Genomic DNA, 11998 nt, shown 5'->3' with positions numbered 1-11998 from the left:
TTCTTCGTGCTGCTGTTGGTTCTTCCCGCGTCAGCGCAGCTTGATGCGCGGGTCGATAAGCGGTGTGATGAGATCGGCGAGCAGGTTGCCGAGCACGATTGCAAACGCAGAGACGAGCGTGACGCCCATGATGATCGGGATGTCCACCCGCTGGATCGCCTGCCAGGCAAGCTGGCCGATGCCGGGCCAGCCAAAGACGCTTTCCACCACGACTATTCCGGACATGAACAGACCGATGTCGATGCCGATCATCGCGATAACGGGCAGTATCGCGTTGGGCATTGCGTGCCGGAACAGGACCTTGGCGCGGCCGGCACCGGTTGCGCGCGCCGTGCGGATGAAATCCTGGCGCATCACTTCGATCAGCGAGGAACGCATCATGCGCGAATACCAGCCGGCGCCCAGAAAGCCGAGCGTAACGGAGGGCAGGACCAGATGGGCGAAAGTGCCATAGCCGCCAATCGGGAACCAGCCGAGCTTCACGGCGAAGACATAAAGCAGCAGGATGCCGATCACGAACTGCGGCGCCGACACCCCGACGAAAGAGGCGATCATCAGCGTGTCGTCGGTGCGTGAGCCGCGCCGAAGCGCCGCGACGATCCCCATGGTGAGCCCGAAGATCAGTTCACAAGTGATGGCTCCGGCCATCAGCACGAGACTTGCGGGAAGCCGCGACGCGATCAGCGTGGCGACTTCGGTCTTCTGCAGGTAGGAGCGGCCGAAGTCGCCCTGCACCAGGCCGGAAACATAGCGCAGATATTGCTCGTAGAAAGGCAGATTGAGCCCGAGCTGTTCGCGGATGTTCTCCACGGTCTGAGCCGTTGCGCTGCGGCCGGCGATCTGTCTGGCCGGATCGGCCGGTATCAGATAGAGGAGAACGAAGGTGACGAAGCTGATACCAAGCAGGATGACGACCGTCTGAAGCAGTCGCCGCGCGATATAGGCTGCCATCAATGCCTCCCCTGCTGCGTCGGATCGAGAACATCCCGCAGCGCATCGCCGACCAGGTTGAAGGCGAGCGCGAGCGCCAGGATCGCCGCACCCGGTATGAACACCAGCCACGGTGCCGACGTGAAATAGGTCTGGTTTTCGAAGATGATATTGCCCCAGGAGGGGATGGGCGGCTGCACGCCGATACCGAGGAATGAAAGGGTCGCCTCCAGAAGCACCGTCGTCGCAATCCCGAGCGTCGCCCAGACGATGATCGTGGACAGGAGATGCGGAAGAATGTGACGGAAGAGAATGCGGCCGGCGCCGGCCCCCATGGCCCGCTCGGCAGTCACGAAATCGCGCTCGGCTATCGAGCGGGTTTCGGTATAGACGACGCGGGCGATCTGCACCCAGTTCACCATGGCGATGACCATCGCAACGATCCACAGGCTGGGTGTGAAGATCGCGGCCAGAACGATGGCAAGGAGGAGCGCCGGAAAGGCCATCATCAGGTCGGTGAAGCGCATCAGCACGGTGTCCACCCAGCCGCGGAAATAGCCGGCTGCAATGCCGACGAGCGAGCCGATGACGACGGCAATGCCATTGGCGACCACGCCGATGACGAGCGAGGTGCGCGCGCCATAGATCAGACGGCTCAGGAGGTCGCGTCCGACAAGGTCGGTACCGAGCCAGAATTGACTGTTGGGCGGCAGCGGCGCGCCTTCAATGGTCAGACCCTCGAAGAACTGCTCGTGCGGGTCATAGGGCACGATCCAAGGCGCAAGCGCTGCTGCGCCCACCACCACGACGATGACCGCAAGACCGATGAGCGCAAGCGGCCTGCGCAGGAGGCGCGTCCACACGCCCGGTGTCCTGTTCTCTTTGCTGCGCGCCGTTTCAGCGACCATGGTCGGCATTCTTCAATCCGTGGTTCTCGAATTCCTGGACGATCGCCGCGGCGACGTCCTCGATGCTGCAGCTGCTCGACATCGCGGTCAGGCGCAGGTGCTGGTAGGCTTCGCTGGCCCCGCAGTTCTTCCGGAGCATCAGCAGTGCAGTTGCCTCCGCAAGTTCCTGGCGCCGCGTGAGGCGATGCTTCAATGCGGCGACGTCACGATCGAGCGCACGGCGGCGGACAAAACTGTGGCTTGCGACCATCAGAGCACTGTACAGCCCGGCGCTGCCGATGGGCTTCAGAAGCTGCGCGTCGGCCCCTTGCGCGATAGTCCAGGCGATGCGGCCGGGTGCCTCGGAGCCGATCAGTGCGATCATCGGCATGGGGGCTTCCCCCTGACGCCAGGGAAATTGCTCGTCGTGGCCCATATCTGCGTCGATAAGGAGGACGTTGAACTCCTCTGCAGATCGGTCACCGGGAAAATCCGGCCAGGCCTGTTCCGCCGCAATGCCTATGCGGGCGCATTGGGCAAAGAGAGCGTCGACGTTCTGATGCGGCCGGTGCAGGATGAGCGCCCGCCAGCCATCGAAATTCGGGGTGTTATGAACAGATCTCATTTCACCACCTTCAGCTCAGGCCGCGCCTCGTTCCCTCCCATCGGGCGGACAAGCGGCGTGGATGTCAGGAACGGATCCGGCGTGATGGCTTCATACGAGCGCTTGACGATCTCGAAACTGCCATCTGCGCCCGCGCGGCCGATATGGGCCGGCAATTCCACATGGTTCGTCCATCGATCGACGCTGATGGCCCCGAGCGGTGTATCGACCGCCTGCCCGCACAGGGCGGCGCGTACACCATCCGCATCGTCGCTGCCGCTGCGCGCGATCGCCTCGGCGATCATCATCACGGCACTGAATGCCTGCACATAGAAGGCATCGACTACGGCGCCCGGATCCAGCGCCGCAAGTGTCTTCAGGAAGGAGTCGTTTTCCGGCGACTGGATCGTGCGGAAATAGCAGCTGACCGTGAAATGCCCCGCCGCGGCGTGTCGGAGCCCGGCGATCTCGCCCTCGTAGAGGTTGCAGCTGATGACCGGGCATTTATCCGGATGGAAGCGATCATCCGCTTCAGCGAGAGCGTGAAGCGCGCGCAGGAAAGCGTATGACGACGGGCCGATCAGGTTGTTCAGGATGAAATCCGGTTTCTTCTCGCGCACCTCGTCGATCAGGTGGACGATATCCGTGTCGCCCATCGACACGAAACGCTCGCCCAGGACCTCGCCGCCCGAGCGATGGAGAATGTCGCGTGCGATTCGGTTGGTCTCCCAGCCCCAGATATAGTTGGAGCCGACAAGCATCGCCCTGCTGCCAAAGCGCGGCGCGATATAGTCGAGAAGCGGCACCAGGTGCTGGTTGGCACAGGCGGCGACGTAGATAAGGTTTTCGGAAACCTCGAAACCTTCATAGACGCAAGGATACCAGAGCAGCGCGTCGAGCTTCTCGACCACGGGTATCACTTCCTTGCGGCTCCAGGAGGTGGTGCAGCCCACCACATGGCGCACACCGTGCTCGCGGATCAGTTGCCTGCAAAGCGGTGCATAGCGATCCGCCTCGCCTGCGGGATCGAGATGATGGGCCTCGAGCCTGAACGGAAAACGCCCGGACGCATTGAGATGCTCGATCGCTGCCATTGCGCCGCCAAAGCCTTGGCCCGCCGGCTGCGCGTAGCTCCCGCTCCGAGAGAACAATACTCCTACCGGGTAGGTAACGTTGCCTGTCATTCGCCCCTCAAATGCAAAAAGGCCCCGCAGAGAAACAAAGTTTCCCTTCGAGGCCCAGATGCCGACAGATAATTTCAGTCAAGCCTAACGTTAGGATACGACTTGTCAATACGAAAGGACATGGCGGCGACGATTTCCTGTCCGGATCTTGCCGTGCCCGCTAGAATACCGCCAGCAGAAGCGCACCGGCCGCAATCAGGCCGACGCCGAGCCAGTTGATCAGATTGAGCTTCTCGCCGAGAAAAAGCACGCCGAACACAGCGACGAATATGATCGACAGCTTGTCGACCGGTGCCACGCGAGCGGCATCGCCCAGCTTGAGCGCGCGGAAATAGGCGAGCCACGAAGCCCCTGTCGCAAGACCGGACAGGCCGAGGAAGAGCCAGGTTCGGCCGGAAATCTCCGTCGGGCGCTGCCATTGTCCGGTTACGGCAACGATGCTCACGACAACGACAAGGATGACGGCTGTTCGGATCAGCGTCGCGAAGTCCGAGGTGACGTCTGCGACGCCGATCTTGGCGAAAATGGCAGTCAGCGCCGCGAAGACCGCGGAGAGCAGCGCCCAGAACTGCCAGGCCTGCGTCATCAGAATTCCACGCCCTTCTGACCCTTGATGCCCGAGCGGAAGGGGTGTTTCACCAGTTCCATCTCCGTTACCAGATCGGCGATCTCGATCAGGTCTTCCTTGGCGTTGCGGCCGGTCAGGACCACATGCGTCATGTGCGGCTTCTCCTCCTTGAGAAAGCGCACGACCTCGGCGACGTCGATGTAGTCGTAGCGCAGCGCGATGTTGATCTCGTCGAGGAGCACCATGGAGTTGCGTTCGTCGCGGATGAGCTCCTTTGCCTTCTCCCACGCCTTTGCCGCCATTGCGACGTCGCGCGCGCGATCCTGCGTCTCCCAGGTGAAGCCTTCGCCGAGCGTGTAGAACTGGCAGATAGCGCCGAAATGTTTCTCGATCAGATCACGCTCGCCCGTGTGCATGGCGCCCTTGATGAACTGAACGACGGCGCAGGGCATTCCGTGGGCGATGTGGCGAAAGATCATACCGAAGCCGGCCGTCGATTTGCCCTTGCCCTTGCCGGTGTGGACGATGATCAAGCCTTTTTCGTCCGTTTTGGTGGCCATGATCTTGTCGCGGGCGGTCTTCTTCTTCGCCATCTTCATGGCGTGGCGCGCTTCGTCCTTCTCGGCGATCGGTTCGCCGGTATTCGCGGTCTCGTCGTTCATGATGTCCTCCCTATTGGTTTCCGGCCATCAGGCGGTCGGTAGCCGCGCGGCCGGAAAGGCTGTTCAGTTCGAATCGCGCCGAATTGGAGCGCGGGTTCCATAGGCCGCGGTCGATCGCCTCCAGCAGCCTCTCCGATATTTCCGAAAGCGCGGCCGGGTTCTTTTCGCGCAGGAACCGGAGGACTTTTTCGTCGGCGATATAGGCCTGATAGGCTGCCTCGAAATGATGATCGCGCACCGCCCCGGTGGTCGCAGCGAAGGCGAACATGTAATCGATCGTCGCGGCGATTTCGAAGGCTCCCTTGTAGCCGTGGCGCATCACGCCGTCGATCCACTTCGGATTGACGACGCGGGCACGCACCACGCGGCCGATCTCCTCCTCGAGCGAGCGGATGACCGGCTTTTCGGGGCGCGAATGGTCGTTGTGGTAGATGGCCGGACGCTGGCCGCCGAGATGCTCAGCCGCAGCGCTCATGCCGCCCTCGAACTGGTAGTAGTCGTCGCTGTCGAGCAGATCATGCTCGCGGTTGTCCTGGTTCTGGACCACGGCTTCGATCGAGCGCAGGCGCTCCTCGAAAAGGCCCCGCTCCGCCTTTCCATCCTCGCCGGCACCGTAAGCGTAACCGCCCCAGATGAGGTAAGCCTCGGCAAGATCGCCGCGCGTTTCCCAGTTCTTCTCGTCGACAAGCGCCTGCAGGCCCGCTCCGTAAGCGCCGGGTTTCGAACCGAAGACGCGATAGGAGGCACGGCGTCGAGCCTCGTTCACGTCGGCGCCCCGCTCTTCCCACCGCCGCGTTTCGGCACGCATGCGGGCGGCGATCATATTGTCGGCATCGTCCTCGTCGAGCGCGCCGACCGCGCGGACCGCCTTGTCGAAGAGTGCTATCTGCTCGGGAAAGGCGTCGCGGAAGAAGCCGGATATACGCAGGGTGACGTCGACACGGGGACGGCCGAGAACGGCAAGCGGAATGATTTCGTAGCCGGTCACGCGGCGCGAGGCCATGTCCCAGACGGGCTTTGCGCCGATCAGTGCCAATGCCTGGGCGATGTCGTCGCCGCCGGTACGCATGTTGGAGGTGCCCCAGGCCGTCAATCCGAAAGAGGACGGCCATTCGCCGTGGTCCTGCAGGTAGCGGCGGATAAGCAGCTCCGCCGATTTCCTGCCGAGCTCATAGGCGGCCGGAGTCGGCACGGAGCGGCTGTCCACCGAATAGAAGTTGCGCCCCGTCGGCAGCACGTCCGGACGGCCGCGCGTCGGCGCACCCGAGGGACCGGGGGCGACAAACCGGCCGTCGAGGCCGGTCAGCAGACCCTTGATTTCCGCCTCGCCGGAGCTCTTGATCGAAGGCTTCAACCGCGTCTCGACCACGTCAAGTACGGCGCGGCTGTTGGTCCATCCCACCGGGCAGACGATTTCGCCTGAAACGAGCTTCGCTGCAAGCAGTTCGATGCGCTCGACCGTGTCGCCGGCGGTGCGCCATGGCGCATCCGAGAGGGCGGCGAGAAGATCGGGCCTCGGGCCGGCCCAAGGATCGGACATGACGCAATCGAGCGGGTCGAAGGGTTGCGGTAAAGCCACGTGCAATCTCAAGTCCGCCGCAATTGCCCGCTGCAGGCTCTGATCTCCGCCCTCACCCAGACCCCGCGGCACACGGGCGAGCGCGACCGTAAGATCGGTCAAAAGCCTTCCCTTCGGCGCCAGGCCGAAGATATGCAACCCGTCGCGGATCTGCATTTCCTTCAGGTCGCAGAGATAGGCATCGAGTTTTTCGAGCGCCTGGTTCTCGCTGTCGCCCTTCTCGATGCCGGCGTCGTGGTCGAGGCCGATGTCGCGGACGAGATCGAGGATCTGCCGGCTGAGCAGCCTGAGCCGCCGGGGATCGCCGCCCGCAGCCTCGTAGTACTCGTCGACCAGCGCCTCCAGGTCCTTCAGCGGTCCGTAGGACTCCGCCCGCGTCAAAGGTGGCGTCAGATGGTCGATGATGACGGCGCTCGTTCGCCGCTTGGCCTGCGTGCCCTCGCCGGGATCGTTGACGATGAAGGGATAAAGATGCGGCATCGGGCCGAATATCGCCTCGGGGTAGCACTCTTCGGAAAGCGTCAGCGCTTTTCCGGGGAGCCATTCGAGGTTGCCGTGCTTGCCCATATGGACGATCGCATGGGCGCCGAATACCTCGCGCAAATAGGCATAGAAAGCGAGATAGCCGTGCGGCGGCACGAGGTCCGGATCGTGATAGGTTTCCTTCGGATCGATATTGTAGCCGCGCGCCGGCTGGATGCCCACGAGCACATCGCCGAAGCGCGCGAGCGGCAGAGCGAATACGCCGTCGATGTAGAAGGGGTCGGCCTGCGGCGCGCCCCAGCGCGCGGTCACTTCCTGCTGAATCTTTTTCGGAAGCGCTTCGAAGAAACCCTTGTAATGATTCAAGGAAATCGTTTCGCGGATTTCCCGGTCGCCGCTCGCCGCATTGGTCGGCCCGGCCATCAGAAAGCGGATCAGCGCGTCGCCGTCATCAGGAACATTGCCGACAGCATAGCCTTCTGCCGTCATCGCTTTCAGCACTTCGATCGTGCCGGCAGGCGTATCGAGACCCACGCCGTTTCCGAGGCGTCCGTCGCGGTTCGGATAGTTGGCCATAACGATGGCAACCCGGCGGCCCCGGGGCGGTGTCCGGCGCAGCTTCGTCCAATTGGCGGCGAGGCGCGCCGCGAAACGCGCGCGATCGGCAAGCGGCTCGTGTCCGACGATATTGGCCTCCACCAGCGGGTCGTAAACCGAGGCAGCCTTGAAGGAAACGGCACGGGAGAGAACCCTCCCGTCCACCTCCGGCAACGCGACATTCATGCCGAGATCGCGGGCCATCAGCCCTTGAGCCGAAGCTTCCCAGGCCTCCCGCGACGAGCCGGAAAAGATGACCTGCAGCACCGGCGCGCCGCCTGATTCGAGCACGGTCGGCTGGCGGTCCGCGCCGGGTGCGGAAACGGCAAAGCCCGTGGCGTTCATCACGACATCCGGCACTGCTTCGGCGAAGATCGCTTCGACCGTGCCGATCGAGACCGGATCCTTGAGGCTGGAGACGAAAACGGGGAGCGCCCGCACAGCCTCGGCCGCCAGAGCCTCGATCAGCGCCTCCACCGGCTTCGTCTCTCCGCTCTGGACGAGCGCGCGGTAGAAGCAGATGGCGACGGTGGGTTCGTGTCCCGCACTGTCCACCTGACCGGGGGTTGCAGCCCGACGCGATTCGGACAGGCGCAGCCATTCCTCGAAGCCGATCACGCCCCTGCCAGGCCACCATATCCCCGCCTTGAGCAGCGGTCGCGCCGGCTGCGGCTTGTCGCCGCCATCGATCAATGCCTGGGCGTAATCGAGGAACAGGCCGGCATTCTCCGCGCCGCCTTCGGTGCAATACGCCCAAAGGCGCTGCCGATCTTCCACCGATACGGTGGAAAACGGGTCGAGGCCCGGGTCCGGCTTGTCGTCGCCCGGCAACACGGCGATCTGGAACTTATTCGCAACCGCCGCGGCGTAGAGCGCCTCCAGGACGTAACGGAAGTAGCTCGCACCACCGAGCGGCCGTACGACGATCAGTTTCGCATGCCTCGCCGTGCGTTCGACGTAAGTGTCGACCGACATGGGGTGCATGAGATTCATCAGGCTGGCGATCCGCAGGCTTCTTGCGCCCGCGCGCTGACGATGGGCAGCCGCGATCGAGGCAAGCTCCGTATCGGCCGCCGACAGGAACAATATGTCGCCCGGGCTCTGTCCCAGGTCGATCGCCTCATTACCGTCGGCGATCGTTCCTTTCTGAGCTAGGAGGAGATGCATGGATGCTCCCTGGACTCCTCGTTCAAAGTCGAAGCCATTTCACGCGAGCGCCGAAATCGCTGCGCGCACGGCGGGCTCGTCCATGTCATGCAGCCCGATGACGACGAGACGCGTGCCGCGTGTTTCGCCGGAAGCCCATGCGCGGTCGAAATACTGGTCGATGCGGCTGCCGACCGCCTGGACCAAGAGGCGCATCGGCTTGCCCGGAACGTCGACGAAGCCCTTGAGGCGCAGCACGTCGTGCTTTGAGATGACGCCTTTGAGCTTTTCGACGAAAGCAGCAGGGTCGGCTATGGAGCCAAGCTCTACGACGAAGCTGTCGAACTCGTCATGATCATGCTCCTCGCCTGCCTCATGCTCCATCTCGTGGTGAGACTTGCGGTTGACAATATCGCCCTCCGTCCCCACTCCGAGCCCGAGCAGGATGGCGGCGGCTACCTCGCCGTTCCTCGCCTCGATCATCGTCGGCTTGCGGCTGATGCGGGAGGCCACCTCTTCGCGTACGGACTGCAGCCCCGCGGCGTCGATAAGGTCCGTCTTGTTGAGAACGATGAGATCCGCGGCGGTGAGCTGATCCTCGAAAAGTTCTTCAAGCGGGCTTTCGTGGTCGAGATTATCGTCGCCGACGCGCAGCGCGTCTACCTTGTCGTGATCATCGGCAAAGCGGCCCGCGGCGACCGCCGCACTATCGACGACGGTGACGACGCCGTCGACCGTTACCTCGCTGCGGATGTCCGGCCAGTTGAATGCGGCGACGAGCGGCTGCGGCAGCGCCAGTCCGGAGGTTTCGATGACGATATGATCCGGCCGGTTCTCCCTCTCGAGCAGCTTCGTCATGGTCGGGATGAAGTCTTCGGCAACAGTGCAGCAGATGCAGCCATTGGTCAGTTCGATGATGTCCTCTTCCGAGCAGGCTTCCGCTCCGCAGCCCTTCAGCACATCGCCGTCAACCCCGAGATCACCGAATTCGTTGATGATCAGCGCGATGCGCTTGCCGTCGGCATTCTGCAGCAGGTTGCGGATCATCGTCGTCTTGCCGGCACCGAGAAAGCCGGTGATGACGGTAGCCGGTATTTTGCCCTGCGGCGCCCTTGCGAGTGTCATGAATCAACCCTTCATTTTCAGCGGCAGTCCGGCCGCGACAAAGTAAACTTCTGCGGATTTCTCCGCCACGATCTGGTGGAGCCGGCCGGCGTGATCGCGAAAGTCGCGCGCCATCCGGTTTTCCGGGACGATCCCGAGACCGACCTCATTAGAGACGAAAACGAGTCGCGAGCGCGCCGCGGGCAGAAAGGCGGCGAGCGCGGCGAATTCGGCGGCCATGTCGCGCTCCTCCATCATCAGATTGGTCACCCACAGGGTCAGGCAGTCTATGAGGACAGCCCGGCCGGGCTCATCGATGCGGCGAAGCAGCCCCACGAGATCGAGCGGTTCTTCGTGGGTGGTCCAACCCTTCCCCTGCCGAGTAGCCTGGTGAAGGGCGATGCGTTCCCGCATCTCCTCGTCGAAGGCCCGGCCGGTCGCAAGATAGTGCATCGGAGACCCGGTGGCCTCGACGAGTTTTTCCGCGAAGGTGGATTTTCCCGAACGCGCGCCGCCAAGCACGAGGATCGGGCCGAGATTGGAAATGTCCATACCGCCTGCCCTAGAGAAGGCTATAGCGGCAACGGCGCGCGCCGAGAACGCGTTGGATCGAAGACCTGTGAGCCACGTCAACCTCCGTGCTGGCATCGGGGAGCATCTCCCCTCGGGCGGAATGCCCTGACGGATGGCAGGTCTCCTGGCTCACGGCGTCACGATCCTCATGGCCGCACGTTCGACGAACCGGCTCGGCCCGAAAAACGATGCGGCAAAAGACCGAACGGGCTCGCCTCGCCTTCCCGGCGTTTGCGGCATCGCGAAAGGCGGACGATTCGTAGAAGAAGAGGCGTCCTGCCTGGCTCATCGCAATGCCACGCCAGTGGCTTTTCCGACATGCCGCCAAACTTCACGAGACTGCCCCATGCAGCGCGTGGAAATCCGGCGGAATGCCCGATGGCGAACCCTGACCGTTCTACAGTCGCGGGGTCGGCTGCGATAAGGGCGCCCGGCGTGGGTCCGCCCCGTCGCATTCCCATTTACTCCCTCGCCCCACCTCGGCACGAGGGAACCATCCATACTGCGTTAATTATGAAGCGGCGGCGGCAAAGTCAATCGACGGCCTGCGACACCGGGACCGCCGATTACGGCAGATATGCGCTTTCGCGCCGGCTACCCCGAACGGGTAGGCAGACACTTCCGGCCCGGCCATGATAAGAATGAATGCTTGGGGTCCGGCGACATTGTGTCGATCCGGTTATCATTCACGTTCATGATCCGCGGACCACGTCGGCCGCAGGAGATCATCGTGGAGGGTGCGATGTTTCACTTGCGTCGTGCCGCAATCGCTGCTTTGGGCGCAGCGTTTTACGGTTCCATGCCGACGATTGCCGCCGAACCGGTTGGAGAAGCGGTCCGGATCAGGACGGTCGTCACCGGCAGCGGCGGGCCGCTCGTGGAGCGGGACGCTGTTCACCGGGACGAGCGAATAAGCACGTCCAGATCTGGGCTCGGCCAGTTCGTGTTCCGCGACGGCAGTAAATTGGCGGTGGGGGCAGGCTCTTCCGTCGTCATCGACAAGTTCGTCTTCAACGATTCGAAATCGGTGCAGCAACTCACCGTCGCCGCCGCCAAAGGCACGTTTCGTTGGATCAGCGGAAATTCGAAGCACTCGGCCTATCAGATCTTGACGCCTGCCGGAACGATCGGCGTACGCGGAACCGTGTTCGACTTCTACATCGGCAACGACGGAACGACGGCGATCGTTCTCCTGGAGGGCGCGGCCCGGTTCTGCGGCCCGGCGGGATGCCAGCAGCTCACCCGACGCTGCGATTGCGTGATCGCAAAGCGCGACGGCACCATGACGGACACGCACAAGGCCGGTCGCCGCACACTGGCGACACTCGGAAACCGGAAGGCCTTGCCCTTTCTTTCGGGCGACCAAAGACTTTCTGCCTCCTTCGGCGGCATGAGCGGCAGTTGCGGCATTTCGGCCGCTATCGAGATCAAGCCGACCACGCCGGAACGGGCACGGCCGCCCGAAAAAGCAAGCCCGCAAAAGGCGCCCCGCCCGGGCAAGACGCCCAGCAACGAGCCCGGCAAGCGTGGCCTCGACAAGGGGAAGAAAGGGCAGGACACGGGCAAGAAGGGACAGGACACCGGCAAGAAGGGCCAGGATAGCGGCAAGAACGGGCAAGTGGACACAGGCACGAAGAAGGGCCGCGGTTAGAGCACTCCCAGGAAAAATGTGTAATGGTTT

At 63.1% G+C, this 11998-nt stretch carries 10 protein-coding genes and 1 riboswitch; of the genes, 1 reads left to right on the top strand and 9 read right to left on the bottom strand.

The window, feature by feature from the left end; genetic code table 11:
• Positions 1 to 30 precede the first annotated feature (30 nt).
• The 9 genes from ACFHWW_RS31315 to cobU form a co-directional block, all read right to left on the bottom strand.
• A complete protein-coding gene (locus tag ACFHWW_RS31315) occupies positions 31 to 951 on the bottom strand; it encodes an ABC transporter permease (protein ID WP_018095246.1) in 921 nt (306 codons plus the stop codon).
• A complete protein-coding gene (locus ACFHWW_RS31310; RefSeq protein WP_100673742.1) occupies positions 951 to 1847 on the bottom strand; it encodes an ABC transporter permease in 897 nt (298 codons plus the stop codon). The genes ACFHWW_RS31315 and ACFHWW_RS31310 overlap by 1 nt, the downstream gene beginning before the upstream one ends.
• Entirely contained in the window at positions 1828 to 2442 is a 615-nt protein-coding gene (locus tag ACFHWW_RS31305) for an ANTAR domain-containing response regulator (protein WP_100673743.1), read from the bottom strand. The genes ACFHWW_RS31310 and ACFHWW_RS31305 overlap by 20 nt, the downstream gene beginning before the upstream one ends.
• Positions 2439 to 3605 carry a transporter substrate-binding domain-containing protein gene (locus ACFHWW_RS31300; RefSeq protein ID WP_379943131.1) on the bottom strand — a complete coding sequence of 389 codons (1167 nt, stop codon included), beginning with the start codon at positions 3603 to 3605 and terminating at the stop codon, positions 2439 to 2441. Before ACFHWW_RS31300 ends, ACFHWW_RS31305 begins: the two co-directional genes overlap by 4 nt.
• A gap of 160 nt (positions 3606 to 3765) precedes the next feature.
• Positions 3766 to 4191 carry an EamA family transporter gene (locus ACFHWW_RS31295; RefSeq protein WP_100673745.1) on the bottom strand — a complete coding sequence of 142 codons (426 nt, stop codon included), beginning with the start codon at positions 4189 to 4191 and terminating at the stop codon, positions 3766 to 3768.
• Complete coding sequence (cobO, locus tag ACFHWW_RS31290; RefSeq protein ID WP_100673746.1) at positions 4191 to 4835, bottom strand: cob(I)yrinic acid a,c-diamide adenosyltransferase; 645 nt, start codon at positions 4833 to 4835, stop codon at positions 4191 to 4193. The genes ACFHWW_RS31295 and cobO overlap by 1 nt, the downstream gene beginning before the upstream one ends.
• 10 nt (positions 4836 to 4845) lie before the next feature.
• Entirely contained in the window at positions 4846 to 8661 is a 3816-nt protein-coding gene (cobN, locus tag ACFHWW_RS31285; RefSeq protein WP_379943128.1) for a cobaltochelatase subunit CobN, read from the bottom strand.
• 39 nt (positions 8662 to 8700) lie between these two features.
• The gene (cobW, locus tag ACFHWW_RS31280; RefSeq protein WP_379943126.1) at positions 8701 to 9765 is read right to left on the bottom strand and encodes a cobalamin biosynthesis protein CobW; all 1065 of its coding nucleotides are present in this window, start codon (positions 9763 to 9765) and stop codon (positions 8701 to 8703) included.
• Between the two features lie 3 nt (positions 9766 to 9768).
• Positions 9769 to 10296, bottom strand: a complete 528-nt coding sequence (gene cobU, locus ACFHWW_RS31275) for a bifunctional adenosylcobinamide kinase/adenosylcobinamide-phosphate guanylyltransferase (protein ID WP_100673749.1) — start codon at positions 10294 to 10296, stop codon at positions 9769 to 9771.
• A 117-nt stretch (positions 10297 to 10413) separates the two neighbouring features.
• Positions 10414 to 10830: riboswitch (cobalamin riboswitch) on the bottom strand.
• Between the two features lie 229 nt (positions 10831 to 11059).
• On the opposite strand from cobU, the gene ACFHWW_RS31270 reads away from it, so the two are divergent.
• Positions 11060 to 11968, top strand: coding sequence for a FecR domain-containing protein (locus tag ACFHWW_RS31270; protein WP_379943124.1), 909 nt, complete (start codon positions 11060 to 11062; stop codon positions 11966 to 11968).
• Positions 11969 to 11998 lie beyond the last annotated feature (30 nt).

Source organism: Sinorhizobium sp. P24N7 (assembly GCF_042436655.1).
Lineage (GTDB): Bacteria > Pseudomonadota > Alphaproteobacteria > Rhizobiales > Rhizobiaceae > Sinorhizobium > Sinorhizobium meliloti_A.
The sequence above is the reverse complement of the archived record's forward strand: the minus strand, read 5'-3'. Positions and strand labels throughout refer to the sequence as shown.